Here is a 16074-nt window from a genome sequence, read left to right on the forward strand (position 1 = left end):
CTCATCCCCCCCTCTTTTTTTATTACAAATATGTCGAGAGAGGACAAGATAGAACTGATTATAAACAACAAAGAAGCCTGAGGCTGGTCCTGAGGCTCCCTTATTGATTCTGCTTCTCCTTTTGTTCACGTAATACCGCTTTTCTCGACAAGTTGACCCTGCCTTGCTTATCGATTTCTGTAACCTTCACTAAAACTTCATCGCCGATGGAGACGACATCTTCTACTTTGCCAACGCGTTCCTCAGCCAGCTCAGAAATATGGACAAGACCGTCTTTGCCGCTAAATAATTCGACGAATGCACCAAATTTTTCAATGCGTTTCACTTTTCCTAAATAAATTTGTCCCACTTCTACTTCGCGCACGATATCCTCAATAATTTTCTTCGCTTTCTGATTCATTTCTTCGTTCACTGAAGAAATAAAGATGGTTCCGTCTTGTTCAATATCGATCTTAACTCCTGTTTCTTCGATAATTTTATTAATTTGCTTGCCGCTTGGTCCAATGACATCGCGGATTTTATCAGGATTGATCTGCATGGTTAAAATTTTTGGTGCATATTTAGAAAGCTCTTTTCTTGGCTCGCTGATGGTTTGCATCATATGTTTTAAAATGTCCATGCGGCCTTTTTTCGCCTGTTGTAAGGCTTCTTCTAAAATTTCACGCGATAATCCTTTAATTTTAATATCCATTTGCAGAGCGGTTACACCTTTTTCCGTTCCCGCCACTTTGAAGTCCATATCGCCAAGATGGTCTTCCATACCTTGGATATCTGTTAAAATGGTATAATGATCGCCGCTTTTGACAAGTCCCATCGCAATACCTGCCACTGGCGCTTTAATCGGTACCCCTGCATCCATCATTGCCAATGTGCTAGCACAAATACTGGCTTGAGAGGTAGAACCGTTCGATTCCAAGACCTCTGAAACAAGGCGAATCGTATATGGAAACTCTTTTTCAGACGGGATCACTGGCTCTAACGCCCGTTCTCCTAAAGCTCCATGTCCGATTTCACGGCGCCCCGGACTGCGTATCGCTCCCGTTTCCCCGACAGAAAATGGCGGAAAATTATAGTGATGCATAAATCGTTTGGTCTCTTCAATGCCGAGCCCGTCTAAAATTTGCACATCGCCAAGCGCGCCTAAAGTGCAAACACTTAACGCCTGTGTTTGTCCACGCGTAAACAGTCCCGAACCATGCGTGCGAGGCAAGAGCCCTACTGCTGAAGAAAGCGGGCGAATTTCATCAATTTTCCGGCCATCCGGACGAATTTTTTCTTCTGTAATGAGACGGCGTACTTCTTCTTTAACAAGCTTATGTAAAATTTCATTGGCTTGTTTTAATGTTTCTTCATCGGCCTCTTGCTCTTCATATTTGGCAATTACTCCCGCCTTTACTTCATCAATTGCTGCTTCGCGGGCAAGTTTTTCCGGAACCTGAACAGCCCGTTTAATTTCCGCCTCGGCAAGCGCGCGGATATCGGCCTCCAGCTGGGAATCTAGCTCATATAATGCAACTTCCATTTTTTCTTTGCCGATTTGTGCCGTAATCTCTTCTTGAAAAGCAATCAGCCGTTTAATTTCTTCATGGCCGAACATGATCGCTTCCAGCATCACTTCTTCCGGAACCTCGTCAGCTCCCGCTTCAACCATGTTAATCGCATCTTTTGTTCCAGCCACAACAAGCTGAATGTCACTTTTTTCTGTTTGTTCAACAGACGGATTAATTACAAAGTTTCCATCGACACGACCAACCGTGACGCCGGCAATCGGTCCTTCAAACGGAATATCCGAAACCATCAACGCCAGCGAAGATCCAAACATGGCAGCCATTTCTGGAGAGCAGTCTTGATCAACGCTCATCACCATTGAGACAATTTGCACTTCGTTACGAAACCCTTCCGCAAATAACGGACGAATCGGACGATCGATCAGCCTGCTTGCCAAAATCGCTTTTTCGCTTGGGCGACCTTCACGCTTAATAAATCCTCCCGGAATTTTTCCGACTGCGTAGAGGCGTTCTTCATAATTCACGGTTAACGGAAAGAAGTCTACACTTTTTGCTTCTTTCGATGCGGTCGCTGTGCTTAATACGACGGTATCACCGTAACGAACAAGCACAGCACCGTTTGCTTGTTTTGCTAATTGACCTATTTCCACGACAAGCGGCCGTCCCGCCCAATCCATGGAAAATACTTGTTTTTCTTGCTCCATACAGATGAGTACTCCTCTCTATGTACAAATCAAAATAAATGATTCCTCTTTAATAGTATGAACGAATAACTATCCCGTTATCAACAACCTTTATATAACTAGCAAAAAAGCGGGAATGCTCCCGCTTTTTCCTTATCGACGTAATCCAAGTTTGTTAATTAGCTCACGATAACGCGTAACATCTTTATTACGTAAATACGTAAGCAGGTTACGGCGCTTACCGACCATTTTCAACAGTCCGCGACGTGAATGATGGTCTTTTTTATGAACGCGTAAATGTTCATTCAAGTTGTTGATTTGCTCAGTAAGGATAGCAATTTGTACCTCTGGAGAACCAGTGTCTGTTTCATGAATTTTGTACTGGGTAATAATTTCATTTTTGCGCTCTTGCGTTAATGCCATCCTTGTTCACCTCCTCATTATGAAACCCCAATTACCTAGCAAGCGCCGGTGATACGCTCTGCCAAGCAATGGTTATTTTACATACCTTTATTAGAATACATCTTTTCGCGGTAAAATGCAAGTATTTTCCTTGATTTTTCGAAAATAATCTTCCGCTCTTTCCTTATCTCGTTCGATTTGTTCTACTAATTGTTCCACACTTGCAAATTTTTGCTCACTCCGCAGCCGCTTATGCCACTCAATTGTGACTGTTTCTCCATAAATCTCTCTGGAAAAATGAAAAATGTGGACTTCGATGCTAGGCCTTCCTTGGCGGTCACGATGGAATGTTGGTTTGTATCCTACATTGCAAACCCCTGCAAATGTTTCGTTTCCTATCCTCACTTTCACCGCATAAACCCCTAGCGCCGGCAAAAGATAATCATCTTCCGGTTCAATGTTTGCGGTTGGAAAACCAATCGTTCTTCCCCGCTTTTCGCCATCAATCACCGTTCCTTCGATCGTATAAAAACGGCCAAGCAATTCAGGAAGCTGCTGAACTTCTCCGTCTTTTAAAAGGCGGCGAATATAGGTGGAGCTAATCTTTTCCCCGTTTCGGGTTAGCTTTGGAATCACTGTATGGGCAAATTGCTCCCGAGAATGAAAAGGGATCGTCTCCATCGTCCCTTTTCCCAGCCGTCCATACGTAAAATCGAAGCCTGCTACGACATGTTTCACGTGAAAATCAATAATGTACTCGTCAACAAATTGCTGTGGAAGCAGTTCAGCAAATGAAGGTGTAAATTCTACGATGTATAAATAATCTACACCTAGACGAGCCATTTGCCGTTCTTTTTCCTTCAAGGGAGTAATCAGCTGTACGTGCTGCTCTTTTTTTCCTAGCACGATGGAGGGATGCGGATGGAACGTCATCACAGCACTTTTATATCCGTTTTCCGCCGCTAAATGAACAGCTGTTCGAATGACCTCTTGATGCCCAAGATGAACACCATCAAAATAACCTAAAGCCATCACCGTTGGCGGAAAATCTTCTCTTTTTTGATAATGGGGATATGTGATGAATCGTGTTTCCATGCTTGTTCTTCACCTTCTGCCTTTCGCTCTCTTGCTCAGTGAAACACTTTGAGCGGTTTAATCATTTGCGGTTTAGCCGGATGCTTGCAGTAAAGGGCGAGCGCTTGATTTTGCTCGTCTACCATAAGCACTGGCTCATCTACCGATTGCAGCCTGTCGGGAAGCGGTAAAACCGCACCGTTTTTTACTTTCTCTGCTACTTTATCATTAATTTGATATTTCGGCAAATGAAAAAGCGCTTTTTCGATAGGCAACAGCAGTTTATCGATACGTCCAGCGGCTAGTTGCTTTTCAATTTCCGCAAATGTCACACATTGTTCTAATAAAAATGGTCCGGAAGCAACCCGCACTAAATGGGACATGTGAGCCGGATATCCGAGCCGTTCCCCGATCATTACGGCCAGCGTACGGACATACGTTCCTTTGCTGCATGTGACACGGAAACGAAACGAAACCGCATCTCCGGAAAATGTATCTTTTTCGTCCAATAAGACAAGTTCGTGAATGGTGATAATGCGCGTCGGCCGCTCCACTTCCATTCCCGCCCGCGCATATTCGTACAATTTTTTTCCGTTTACCTTCACAGCGGAATACATGGGCGGCGTTTGCTTAATCGTTCCTGTCAGCTGTTGAAAAACATCTTCAATTTCCGGACGACGAATCAGACGATCCACTTTTTTGACAGCTATGATTTCACCAGAAGCATCCTCTGTTGTCGTCGCTGTCCCTAACGTAACTTCTCCCTCATATGTTTTTTGATCCGCAGTCAAAAATTCGGCAATTCTTGTTGCTTTGCCGATGCAAATAGGCAGCACGCCAGACACATCCGGATCTAGCGTACCTGTATGTCCTACCTTTTTGACCTGCAAAAGTCGGCGAATCCGAAAAACACAATCGTGTGATGTCATTCCCGCTGGTTTATGTAATAAAAGCACCCCGTCCATTTTTGCCACCTCTTTTTTGCACATAATGAAAATGGATAGACCGCGCGTCTATCCATTATTTCTCATCGTTATTTTCTTGAGAAATTTCCCGAATTAACGATTCAATGCGGTTGCCATAATCGATTGATTCGTCAATTTCAAAATAAATTTCCGGTGTTTTCCGCAAACGAATGCGCTGGCCGATTTCCGAGCGAATAAAGCCCTTTGCTTTCGCTAGCCCTTTTAGCGTATTTTGGCGCTGCTCTTCATCGCCAAGCACGCTAATATATACCTTGGCCTGCTGTAAATCGCCCGTCACGCGCACATCTGTTACGGTTACAAAACCGATGCGCGGATCTTTAAGTTTGCGACCGATAATATCGCTCAACTCTTTTTTCATTTGTTCACCAATACGCGTAGCCCGCAAACTCATTTTTATCACCTCGACTAAAGCCAATCAAATGTTGTAACCGTCCGTTCAATTTCCGGAAATGAATCGATCAATTGCAGCGCGAAACGAAGCTCTCTTTCAGTTGCGGATCGGTCAGCTGTAATCGCTACAATCCCAAGCTTCGTTCGCTGCCATAAATCTTGGTAATCGATTTCGGCTACTGATATATTATATTTTTGCTTGAGCCGTGTGATTATTCGTTGCAACACGGCTCTTTTTTCTTTTAGTGATTGGGCATCGTAAATGACGCACTCGCATTGGAGGTAACCAATCATTTCCGTTCGACTTCCTGCATCACATAGGCTTCGATAACATCGCCTTCTTTTATGTCGTTGAAGTTTTTAATCGTAACCCCGCACTCATATCCTTGTGCAACTTCTTTCACATCATCTTTGAAGCGCTTAAGCGTATCAATTTGCCCTTCGTATACGACAACGCCTTGACGAATGAGACGAACGCTGCTATCGCGCGTGATTTTGCCGTCCGTGACATAACATCCTGCAATCGTCCCCACTTTTGATACTTTGAACGTTTGACGAACTTCCGCTTGACCGATGACTTTTTCTTCATATTCCGGATCAAGCATTCCTTTCATCGCTGCTTCAATCTCTTCAATTACTTTGTAAATAATGCGGTGCAAGCGAATATCCACTTTTTCCGATTCCGCTACCCGTTTTGCATTTGCATCAGGACGAACGTTAAAGCCAATCACGATAGCATTGGACGCCGAAGCAAGCATAATATCATATTCCGTAACGGCCCCAACGCCTGAATGAATGATTTTCACGCGAACGCCTTCGATATCAATTTTTTGCAACGCAGCCACTAACGCTTCAACAGATCCTTGAACATCTGCTTTTACAATGATATTGAGCTCTTTCATTTCCCCTTGCTTGATTTTCTCAAACAAATCATCTAAGCTGACGCGGGTTTTAGAGCTTCGCTGTTCAAGTAATTGTTTTTGCGCCCTTGCTTCTCCCACTTGTCGCGCTTTTTTCTCATCTTCAAATACCATAAAGCGATCGCCCGCTTGCGGCACTTCATTTAAGCCTGTAATCTCCACTGGAGTGGAAGGACCTGCCTCCTTTACACGGCGGCCGACATCATTGGTCATCGCCCGTACACGTCCATATGTGTTTCCGACCACAATCGGATCGCCGATATGCAGCGTACCTGTTTGCACGAGCAACGTGGCAACAGGACCTCTTCCTTTATCAAGCTTAGCCTCAACCACTGTTCCGATCGCCCGGCGTTTTGGATTTGCTTTTAGCTCCTCCATTTCGCTAACAAGCAAAATCATTTCCAATAAATTATCGATTCCTTCGCCAGTTAAAGCAGACAGCTTACAATAAATTGTATCGCCGCCCCATTCTTCCGGCACAAGATTGTATTCCACCAGCTCCTGCATGACGCGATCTGGATTAGCCGTCGGCTTGTCGACTTTATTAACCGCTACGATGATTGGCACGTTTGCCGCTTTCGCGTGGTTAATCGCTTCGACCGTTTGCGGCATCACGCCATCGTCTGCAGCCACGACAAGAATAACGATGTCTGTCACTTGCGCTCCCCGTGCGCGCATCGTGGTAAAGGCTTCGTGGCCAGGAGTATCTAGAAACGTAATCTTTTTATTATTGACGAGCACTTGGTATGCTCCGATATGCTGCGTAATGCCGCCCGCTTCCTGCTCTGTTACTTTTGAGTTGCGAATCGAATCAAGAAGCGTCGTTTTTCCGTGGTCAACGTGCCCCATAATCGTCACGACCGGCGGACGCTCTACTAGATCAGCTGGATCGTCGACAATTTCCAATGATTCAAAATCCGTTTCGTCAATCACAATTTTCTCTTCAACTTCTACACCGTAATCGGAACAAATTAATTCGATGGCATCTTTATCTAGGTCTTGGTTAATAGTTGCCATAATTCCAAGCATAAACAGCTTTTTAATGATTTCTGACGGCTCTCTTCCTAACTTTTTCGCTAATTCAGCAACGGTTAAAGAACCTTCAAATGTAATTTTTTGCGGAAGCTCTTTTTCTTTTTTCTTTTGCACCTCTTGTTGAGGAGCTTCATAGCTTTTTTGTTTTTTATTTTTTTTATGTGTAAACACCTTTTTCTCCTGTTGCTGGCTTTGTAAATCATGCTTTTTGCTTTCTTTGTTTTTCACGACTGCCTTTTTAATTGGCACTTTCTTCGCCACGGCTTCTTCGTCATCAAAATCGCGAATGGTCCCTTTTGGCTTCACCGCTACATTTTGCGTTTCTTTTGCCGCGTTTTTTTGTTTTTCTTCATTTTTCTTATACGTATGGTTCAATTTTTCAACCACTTCTGGCTCCAGTGTAGCCATATGATTTGAAACTTCAATATTCATTTCTTTCAATTTATGAATGATGTCTTTGCTAGAAACGTTATTTTGTTTTGCGTACTCATATACACGCATTTTAGACATAGATTCACCCCCACAATGATACGTCGAACATCGTCATTAACTTTTTTGCAAACCCTTCGTCGATGACGGCGACGACTACACGAGCGTCCTTGCCAATCGCCCTTCCAAGCTCATAGCGATCAGTCGCTTGGCATAAAGGAACCTCATATGATGTGCATTTGTCTTGAATTTTTTTTCTTGTATTAGCGGCAGCATCTTCTGATAAAATGACAAGTTTCGCTCTTCCGCTACGAATCTCTTTGACAACCAGCTCTTCGCCAGAAACAATTTTACGAGCTCGGTTTGCTAATCCAAGCAATGATGTCCATTGTTTATTGCCCATTCTTTGCTTCATTCTCCCTTTCTGCTAGTTCAAGCAGCTCATCATACAAAGACTCCGCAATTTCTGCTTTCAAATGATGGGCTAAAACATTTTTCTTTTTCGCAAGCAAAATGCATTCCTTTTCCAACGTGATATAGGCTCCCCGTCCCGCTTTTTTGCCGGTCGGGTCAATGGAAACGTCCCCTTCCTTTGAGCGGACAATGCGGATCATTTGTTTTTTTGGCTTCATTTCTCCAGTCACAATACATTTGCGCATCGGAATTTTTTTTTGAACCGCCATATTTGCTCACCTCTCACTCGATTTCTTCTTTTGGTAAATCGAATGTTTGGTCATGCTCATCTTCATTATTTAACGGTGTGTCAAAAGAATCAAGCGAACGGTTCGGAACGTATGCGATCCCTAACTGCTCTGCTTCTGATTCGCTTTTAATGTCGATTTTCCAATTCGTCAATTTAGCGGCTAAACGAGCGTTTTGCCCACGCTTGCCGATTGCCAAAGACAGCTGATAATCAGGGACAATAACAGTTGTTGCCCGTTCTTCTTCATTGACGATGACACTAAGCACTTTCGCTGGGCTTAACGCATTAGCCACAAATTCTACTGGATCTTCAGACCAGCGGACAATATCAATTTTTTCACCTTTAAGCTCGTCGACCACCGCTTGGACACGCTGTCCTTTTGGTCCCACGCATGCTCCAACAGGATCGACTTCTGGCTGATCAGAATGCACGGAAATTTTAGAACGGTCCCCCGCTTCTCTAGCGATTGATTTGATCTCAACCGTTCCGTCATAAATTTCTGGCACTTCAAGCTCAAACAAGCGCTTAAGAAGGCCTGGATGTGTGCGAGATACAAAAATTTGCGGCCCTTTTGTTGTTTTTTCAACTTTTGTAATATATACCTTTAAACGGTCGTGAGGACGGTAAGTTTCATTTGGCATTTGCTCGCTTGCCGGAAGCAATGCTTCAACCTTCCCTAAGCTCACATAAGCAAAGCGAGGATCCACACGCTGAACAATTCCAGTCATAATATCTTCTTCACGATCCATAAACTCGGAATAGATCACTCCGCGCTCTGCTTCGCGTACCCGCTGGGTTACGACTTGCTTCGCTGTTTGGGCAGCGATGCGGCCAAAATCCTTTGGCGTCACTTCTATTTCGACAATATCTCCGACTTGGTAGTTCGGGTTGATGCTTCGTGCTTCATCGATGGAAATTTCTAAACGAGAATCATATACTTCCTCTACGACCTCTTTGCGTGCAAACACTCGAATAGATCCTGTATCCATATTAAAATCGACGCGCACATTTTGCGCCTGTCCGAAGTTGCGCTTATATGCGGAAATAATCGCCGCTTCAATCGCTTCGACTAACACTTCTTGGCTAATGCCTTTTTCTTTTACAAGAGCCGCCAAAGCATCCAATAGTTGCGTATTCATGAAACGAAAATCCCCCTTTACATTTAGCTGCACATTAGAAAAAGATGACGGCAAGCCTTGCGTTGGCAATTTTTTCATACGGGATATCGATCGTTTTTGTCCGCGTCTTTTGTTTCACCGTTATGGTGGCTGTCTCGCCATCAAAAGCAGTAAGTTCGCCTTCGAATTCCTTTTCTCCTTCAATCGGTTCATATGTTTTTATATAGACATTTTTTCCGACAGCCTTCGCAAAATCAGCGGCTTTTTTTAACGGACGTTCCGCTCCCGGAGATGACACTTCCAGGAAATAATTGTATGGAATCGGGTCAACCTCGTCTAGTTTTTCGCTCAGTTTCTCACTAACGATCCCGCATTGTTCAATATCAATTCCCTGTTCTGAATCAATAAACACACGCAAAAACCAATTTTTCCCCTCTTTTACGTACTCAATATCCACTAATTCGAGGTTCATGTCGTTAAGAATTGGTGTTACTAATTCTCCCACCACTTCTGTAACTTTTTTGCTCATTTTGTCCCTCCTAAACCGAAAAATCCTTCACTTGCCGTCCTAAGAACGCCATTCGCTTTATCGACAGGAAGCTATAATCAATACGAAAGAGTGGGTTTCCCCACTCTTTTCTTACCTCTTATCTTTGCCATTTCCCCTAAAACTATAACATATTGGAAAATGTTTTGCAACCGATGACTAGAATAAGGAAAGTTGGTTATGGTCAGGCAAAGAGTCGAGACAACCGCGGCTCTCTAAATATTCAAGAATCGTTTTCGATACTTTTCCGCGTTGCTGTAAATCTTCTTTTGAGAGAAATTCGCCCTCTTCTCGAGCTCGCACAATACTCAAGGCCACGTTAGTCCCAAGACCTGGGATCGTATTAAATGGCGGGACTAGCGAGTTTCCATCAATGACAAATTCAGCTGCTTGCGAACGATACAGATCAATGTTTTGAAATGAAAAACCGCGCTCACACATTTCCAAAGCAATTTCTAGTACAGTCAGCAAGCTTTTTTCTTTAGCAGATGCATCGAGACCTTTCGCATTAATTTCCTCAATACGCTTGCGAATGGCAGCAGAGCCTTTGACCATGACATCAAGATCGAAATCCTCTGCGCGGACTGTAAAATACGATGCATAATAGAGCAGCGGATGATGGACTTTAAAATAGGCAATCCTTACCGCCATTAGCACGTATGCAGCAGCATGCGCCTTCGGAAACATGTATTTGATTTTTTTGCACGATTCGATATACCATTCTGGCACATCGTGTTTACGCATTTCTTCTTCAAATTCTGGCGTTAATCCTTTTCCTTTGCGGACGGATTCCATAATTTTGAACGCTAGCGACGGCTCCAGCCCTCGATAAATCAAATAAACCATAATGTCATCACGGCAGCCAATCACTTCTGATAACGTACAGATGCCATTATGAATCAATTCTTGCGCATTACCAAGCCAAACATCTGTCCCATGAGACAGCCCCGATATTTGAACGAGCTCAGAGAATGTTTTTGGTTTCGTCTCCTCAAGCATTTGCCGCACAAAACGGGTGCCGAATTCCGGAATGCCTAATGTTCCGACATTGCACATAATTTGCTCCGGTGTCACTCCAAGCGATTCTGTTCCGCTAAAAATTTTCATGACTTCCGGATCGTCCGTTGGAATCGTTTTGGGATCAATGCCGCTTAAATCTTGAAGCATCCGAATCACGGTCGGATCATCGTGCCCGAGAATATCGAGTTTTAATAAGTTATCATGGATAGAGTGAAAGTCAAAATGTGTAGTCCGCCACTCCGAGCTTGTATCATCAGCCGGATACTGTATCGGAGTAAAGTCATAAATATCCATATAGTCAGGAACAACGATAATTCCGCCCGGATGCTGTCCTGTTGTACGCTTCACCCCTGTGCATCCCGCAACAAGCCGATCCACCTCAGCGCCCCTTAGCGTTAAATTACGATCGCTTGCATATCCTTTGACAAATCCGTAGGCTGTTTTATCTGCCACCGTACCAATCGTTCCCGCGCGATATACATTATCCTCTCCAAACAGCACTTTTGTATAGTTGTGGGCGCGCGGCTGATACTCACCGGAAAAATTCAAATCGATGTCCGGAACTTTATCCCCTTTAAATCCAAGGAATGTTTCAAACGGGATGTCATGTCCGTCCTTTTTGTACTTCGCTCCACATTTTGGACAGTCTTTATCCGGCAAATCAAATCCGGATCCAACGGAACCGTCATTAAAAAACTCTGAGTGCTTGCAGCTTGGACAAACATAATGAGGCGGGAGCGGATTCACTTCCGTAATTTCCGTCATCGTCGCTACAAACGATGAGCCGACTGACCCGCGTGAGCCAACAAGGTAGCCGTCATCTAGAGATTTTTTTACAAGCTTATGAGAAATTAAATAAATAACCGCAAAGCCATGGCCAATAATACTTTTTAATTCTTTTTCCAGCCGCTGCTCAACAATCTCCGGCAGTGGATCTCCATATATGTCTTTCGCCCGGCGATAGCTCATTTCACGAATTTCTTCCTCTGCTCCCTCAATCCGCGGCGTATAAAGCTGGTCCTTAATCGGCTTTACTTCTTCAACAGAGTCGGCGATTTTTTGTGTATTGGTTACGACGATTTTTTTGGCTTTCTCTTCTCCTAAAAACGAAAAGCACTCGAGCATTTCGTTCGTCGTTCGAAAATATACGTCCGGCAATTCGTGACGATTAAGCGGATTCGCCCCAGCTTGCGAGTGAATTAATATTTTGCGGTAAATTTTATCTTCCGGATTCAAGTAATGGACATTTCCTGTAGCCACAACCGGTATGTTCAGCTTCTCCCCTAACGCGACCACTTTGCTAATGACCTCTCGAAGCATCGCTTCATCTTTGACATAATCCATTTCGATCAAAGGTTTATAGACCTCTGGCGGGTGAACCTCAAGAAAATCATAGAATTTTGCGATTTCCTCGACTTCCTCTGGAGCTTTTTGGATCATATTGTCAAACACTTCGCCCTTGTCGCAGCCAGATCCTACTAAAATACCTTCGCGATACTTCTGCAAAACCGAACGCGGAATGCGAGGAACACGATAAAAATACTGGATATGCGCCAGCGAAACAAGCTTAAATAAGTTTTTTAACCCCACATCATTTTGTGCCAAGAGCGTAACATGAAATGGGCGCGGCCGCTGATAAGAAGTTTCCTGTTTTGAATGCAAGTTCAGCTCATCATGATAAACAATGCCTTTGTTATGGGCATCCTTCAGCATTTTCATCAGCAAATGACCCGTCGCTTCAGCGTCGTAAATGGCACGGTGATGCTGTGTCAATTCGATATCGAATTTTTTACAAAGTGTGTTTAAACGGTGATTTTTTAGCTCCGGATATAAAAAGCGGGCCAGCTCCAGTGTGTCAATAACCGGATTGGTTACCTTTTGCAATCCAATTTTGTTCAATCCAACATTTAAAAAACCAATATCAAAACTCGCGTTGTGCGCAACAAGGACGCTGTCTCCCATCCATTCATGAAACTGACGCAGCACCTCTCCCGCATCAGGAGCGTCCTTTACCATATCATCTGTAATGCCGGTCAGTTCAATCGTTGTTACAGATAGTGGATGGTGAGGGTTCGCAAATGAAGTAAAACGGTCAATAATTTCTCCATCTCTCACCTTTACAGCTGCCAGCTCAATAATGGTATTATAAATGGCCGACAGTCCTGTCGTTTCGACGTCAAATACAACAAACGTATCCTCCAATAGCGGCCGATGCGCTTCATTATAGGCAATCGGCACTCCATCATCGACAATGTTGGCCTCCACCCCGTACAGCACTTTCATTCCGTGCTTTTTCGCAGCGCTATAAGCTTCTGGAAACGACTGAACAACCGCATGATCAGTGACGGCAATCGCAGGATGTCCCCACTTTTTCGCTTGCTCAATCAGTTTCGATACAGATGTGACGGCATCCATTTGGCTCATCGGTGTATGAAGATGGAGTTCAACCCGCTTTTCTCCCTCGTTGGCTGTGTCTTTCCGTTCATTTGGCTTTATCTCATTGACATCATTGGCCAATAATACGAGATCGCGTACAAACGTATCGTTTTGTACACTGCCCCTTACTTTGACCCACATTCCTTTTTTCACTTTTCTCATTACACTAGCATCTTCTTTATCTCGCGAAAACATTTTCACAAGAATAGAGTTGGTATAGTCCGTCATTTTAAATGTCAGCAAGGAACGTCCGCTTTTTAGCTCCTTTACTTCAGCATCAAATATATATCCCTGCACCACAACACGACGTTCTTCTTCCGTAATGCTGTCAAGGGTGCGTACCTCTTCCTCCTTGATGGAGTAGCCGAGCACAAGCGGTCCAGAGCTTTCAGGAGCCGTCTCAGCCGGTGCTTCTTTCTTAGCTGTCATTTCTGTTAATGCCGCTAAGGCTCTTGCCTCATCTTCCTGCTGCTTTTGCTCCAAAAATTGCTCATACTCGCTTTCCGATTGCTTGATGTCCGTCTCGAGCTGCAAAAACGGAAAACCAAACGATTGATATACTTCTGCGATTTTAGCAGCAAACCGGCGCTTCAATGCAATCGCTTCTGCATCATTGCGAGCTGTAACATATAATTTGTTTCCAGTCACAGACGGAAGCTGCTCGTGCAGTAAAGCAAGAAGCGGCGAAGAGATTCCTTGCAGCTGCTCTAAGCAAGTGGACCAATATCCTTGAACATCTTCAGGAGCAAACTGAGAGTCTAGCGTTTGAATCGTATGTTTAACATGGGCAATATGTTGAAATGTCTGAACGAGCTTTGTGCTGAACAGCTGATAAACTTGGTGGGGCAAAATTTTCGGCAGCAAGAAATAAAAATGCCAGCACTTGTTTCCTTTTTCTACAACAAGCTTTTGAATCTCTGCCCCCGAAAAATAGGGAACCATCTCGTCAGCCGTCAAGTCAAGTTGCTGCAATAATACTTGAAACCGTTCTTTTTGTTCGTTCGTTAACATGACGCCGATCGTTTCTCCTCTCTTGTTCAATGAAAGTGAATAGCAGAAGGGCTGCCCTACCGACAGGAATCAGCCCCAACATTCTACAATCCTTATTGTAAAAGACGTTTCATTGTTTCAATTAATTCTGTAACAGGCACTTCCATTGATTCTCCTGTTTGGCGCACCTTCACTTCCACGACTCCTTCACCTGCACGCTTACCGACAGTCACACGAACAGGAATGCCGATCAAATCACTATCGGCAAATTTCACGCCTGGTCGCTCTTGGCGATCATCATAAAGCACCTCAAAACCGGCCTGTCCCAATTTTTCGTACCACTCATCTGCAAGCTGACGCTGCTCCTCGTTTTTCAAGTTGACCGGGATTAAATGAATGTGGAACGGAGCAACAGAGGCTGGCCAAACAAGACCGTTTTCATCGCCAAATTGCTCAGCAATAGCTGAAAGCAAGCGGGAAACACCAATGCCATAGCAGCCCATGATCATCGTTTGCGTACGTCCATTCTCATCAAGATAAGTAGCGTTCATTGCTTCACTATAACGAGTCCCTAATTTAAAAACATGGCCAACTTCAATTCCCCGGGCAAATCGGATCGTTCCTTTTCCATCTGGGGAAGGATCTCCTTCTTGAATAAAGCGCAAGTCGGCGTATTGTGAAACAGTAAAATCGCGGCCAGGATTCACTCCTGTATAATGATAGCCGTCTTCATTTGCGCCGCATATACCGTTGACAATCGCCTCAACCGCATAATCGGCAATGACTGTGACTGATGCATCTACAGCAATCGGTCCGAGCGATCCGATTGGACAATTCATTACCGCCTTTGTTTCCTCAGGAGAGGCGAGCTCTACTACAGAGGCTTCCAGCAGATTTTTCACTTTGACATCATTGGCCTCATGGTCGCCTCGAACAAGCACAAGCACATATTTTTCATCGACTTTGAAAAGCAAGGATTTAATGCATTTTTCTGGAGCTACCTGCAAAAATGCTGCTACTTCTTCAATTGTTTTCTGCTCTGGAGTGTGCGCTTTTGTCAATTCTTTCAGCGGTTCTGTGCTTTTTTCGTACGTAGCAACAACTGGTGCCATTTCAATATTGGCAGCAAAATCCGAAGCATCTGAATAAGCTATTGTGTCTTCCCCAATATCAGACAACACCATAAACTCATGCGTATCTTTTCCGCCAATCGCTCCTGAATCAGCAATTACCGCGCGGAAATTTAAGCCGCAGCGCCGGAAAATATTCGAATAAGCTTCATACATTTTGTTGTATACTTCATCCAGGCTTTCTTTAGAAGTGTGGAAAGAATAAGCATCCTTCATAATGAACTCGCGACCGCGCAGCAAACCAAATCGTGGGCGCTTCTCATCGCGGAATTTTGTTTGAATTTGATAGAGTGTTAAAGGAAGTTTCTTATATGTTTTTACTTCATCGCGCACCAGCGCTGTAATCACTTCCTCATGAGTTGGTCCAAGCGCAAAATCCCGTTCATGTCGATCTTTTAGCCGCATCAGCTCCGGCCCATAAGAATACCAGCGGCCTGACTCCTGCCAAAGCTCAGCCTGTTGAAGAGCAGGCATCAATAATTCAATTGCCCCCGCCCGGTTCATTTCCTCGCGAATAATCGCTTCTACCTTTTGCAGCACGCGCCGGCCAAGCGGCAAAAAGGTATATACTCCGCTTGAGCTTTGGCGTATAAACCCCGCCCGCAGTAAAAGCTGGTGGCTTTTCACTTCTGCATCTGCTGGAACTTCGCGTAGCGTTGGAATAAACGATTGACTTTGTTTCATCTCATTGCACCTCTTCATT

Annotated in this window: 13 protein-coding genes; all 13 read right to left on the reverse strand. The window is 44.2% G+C overall.

The genetic code is table 11. From position 1 onward, the window contains the following. Nucleotides 1-100: 100 nt before the first annotated feature. On the reverse strand, nucleotides 101-2212 hold the full coding sequence (gene pnp, locus B6A27_RS04175; RefSeq protein WP_080860396.1) for a polyribonucleotide nucleotidyltransferase: 2112 nt from the start codon (nucleotides 2210-2212) through the stop codon (nucleotides 101-103). 132 nt (nucleotides 2213-2344) lie between these two features. Beyond that, on the reverse strand, nucleotides 2345-2614 hold the full coding sequence (gene rpsO / locus B6A27_RS04180) for a 30S ribosomal protein S15 (protein WP_044746096.1): 270 nt from the start codon (nucleotides 2612-2614) through the stop codon (nucleotides 2345-2347). A gap of 90 nt (nucleotides 2615-2704) precedes the next feature. Beyond that, nucleotides 2705-3688: a bifunctional riboflavin kinase/FAD synthetase gene (gene ribF / locus B6A27_RS04185; RefSeq protein WP_044746097.1), complete on the reverse strand. Its 984-nt coding sequence runs from the start codon at nucleotides 3686-3688 to the stop codon at nucleotides 2705-2707. Nucleotides 3689-3723: 35 nt separating this feature from the next. Further along, nucleotides 3724-4632: a tRNA pseudouridine(55) synthase TruB gene (truB, locus tag B6A27_RS04190; protein ID WP_066147288.1), complete on the reverse strand. Its 909-nt coding sequence runs from the start codon at nucleotides 4630-4632 to the stop codon at nucleotides 3724-3726. A gap of 55 nt (nucleotides 4633-4687) precedes the next feature. Then, complete coding sequence (gene rbfA, locus B6A27_RS04195; RefSeq protein ID WP_044746099.1) at nucleotides 4688-5044, reverse strand: 30S ribosome-binding factor RbfA; 357 nt, start codon at nucleotides 5042-5044, stop codon at nucleotides 4688-4690. A 14-nt stretch (nucleotides 5045-5058) separates the two neighbouring features. Continuing rightward, complete coding sequence (locus tag B6A27_RS04200; protein ID WP_044746100.1) at nucleotides 5059-5337, reverse strand: DUF503 domain-containing protein; 279 nt, start codon at nucleotides 5335-5337, stop codon at nucleotides 5059-5061. Beyond that, on the reverse strand, nucleotides 5334-7508 hold the full coding sequence (gene infB / locus B6A27_RS04205) for a translation initiation factor IF-2 (RefSeq protein ID WP_066147286.1): 2175 nt from the start codon (nucleotides 7506-7508) through the stop codon (nucleotides 5334-5336). The genes B6A27_RS04200 and infB overlap by 4 nt, the downstream gene beginning before the upstream one ends. 4 nt (nucleotides 7509-7512) lie before the next feature. Further along, nucleotides 7513-7830, reverse strand: a complete 318-nt coding sequence (locus B6A27_RS04210) for a YlxQ family RNA-binding protein (RefSeq protein ID WP_044746102.1) — start codon at nucleotides 7828-7830, stop codon at nucleotides 7513-7515. Then, nucleotides 7820-8110 carry an RNase P modulator RnpM gene (gene rnpM / locus B6A27_RS04215; protein WP_044746103.1) on the reverse strand — a complete coding sequence of 97 codons (291 nt, stop codon included), beginning with the start codon at nucleotides 8108-8110 and terminating at the stop codon, nucleotides 7820-7822. Before rnpM ends, B6A27_RS04210 begins: the two co-directional genes overlap by 11 nt. A 13-nt stretch (nucleotides 8111-8123) precedes the next feature. Next, complete coding sequence (nusA, locus tag B6A27_RS04220; protein ID WP_044746104.1) at nucleotides 8124-9269, reverse strand: transcription termination factor NusA; 1146 nt, start codon at nucleotides 9267-9269, stop codon at nucleotides 8124-8126. 34 nt (nucleotides 9270-9303) lie between these two features. Then, entirely contained in the window at nucleotides 9304-9777 is a 474-nt protein-coding gene (gene rimP / locus B6A27_RS04225; RefSeq protein WP_066147283.1) for a ribosome maturation factor RimP, read from the reverse strand. Between the two features lie 177 nt (nucleotides 9778-9954). After that, nucleotides 9955-14262, reverse strand: coding sequence for a PolC-type DNA polymerase III (locus tag B6A27_RS04230; protein ID WP_080860398.1), 4308 nt, complete (start codon nucleotides 14260-14262; stop codon nucleotides 9955-9957). A 92-nt stretch (nucleotides 14263-14354) separates the two neighbouring features. Continuing rightward, nucleotides 14355-16055: a proline--tRNA ligase gene (locus B6A27_RS04235; protein WP_080860400.1), complete on the reverse strand. Its 1701-nt coding sequence runs from the start codon at nucleotides 16053-16055 to the stop codon at nucleotides 14355-14357. Between the last annotated feature and the right edge of the window lie 19 nt (nucleotides 16056-16074).

Origin of the sequence: Anoxybacillus sp. UARK-01, from assembly GCF_002075365.1 — a bacterium.
GTDB classification, from domain to species: Bacteria; Bacillota; Bacilli; order Bacillales; family Anoxybacillaceae; genus Anoxybacteroides; species Anoxybacteroides rupiense.

Excerpts from the sequence above, each read along its gene's own strand:
- rimP (WP_066147283.1), bottom strand. The coding sequence starts at position 9,777 with ATGAGCAAAAAAGTTACAGAAGTGGTGGGAGAATTAGTAACACCAATT.
- B6A27_RS04210 (WP_044746102.1), bottom strand. The coding sequence starts at position 7,830 with ATGGGCAATAAACAATGGACATCATTGCTTGGATTAGCAAACCGAGCT.
- nusA (WP_044746104.1), bottom strand. The coding sequence starts at position 9,269 with ATGAATACGCAACTATTGGATGCTTTGGCGGCTCTTGTAAAAGAAAAA.
- B6A27_RS04200 (WP_044746100.1), bottom strand. The coding sequence starts at position 5,337 with ATGATTGGTTACCTCCAATGCGAGTGCGTCATTTACGATGCCCAATCA.
- rnpM (WP_044746103.1), bottom strand. The coding sequence starts at position 8,110 with ATGGCGGTTCAAAAAAAAATTCCGATGCGCAAATGTATTGTGACTGGA.
- pnp (WP_080860396.1), bottom strand. The coding sequence starts at position 2,212 with ATGGAGCAAGAAAAACAAGTATTTTCCATGGATTGGGCGGGACGGCCG.
- B6A27_RS04235 (WP_080860400.1), bottom strand. The coding sequence starts at position 16,055 with ATGAAACAAAGTCAATCGTTTATTCCAACGCTACGCGAAGTTCCAGCA.
- infB (WP_066147286.1), bottom strand. The coding sequence starts at position 7,508 with ATGTCTAAAATGCGTGTATATGAGTACGCAAAACAAAATAACGTTTCT.
- rbfA (WP_044746099.1), bottom strand. The coding sequence starts at position 5,044 with ATGAGTTTGCGGGCTACGCGTATTGGTGAACAAATGAAAAAAGAGTTG.
- ribF (WP_044746097.1), bottom strand. The coding sequence starts at position 3,688 with ATGGAAACACGATTCATCACATATCCCCATTATCAAAAAAGAGAAGAT.
- rpsO (WP_044746096.1), bottom strand. The coding sequence starts at position 2,614 with ATGGCATTAACGCAAGAGCGCAAAAATGAAATTATTACCCAGTACAAA.
- B6A27_RS04230 (WP_080860398.1), bottom strand. The coding sequence starts at position 14,262 with ATGTTAACGAACGAACAAAAAGAACGGTTTCAAGTATTATTGCAGCAA.
- truB (WP_066147288.1), bottom strand. The coding sequence starts at position 4,632 with ATGGACGGGGTGCTTTTATTACATAAACCAGCGGGAATGACATCACAC.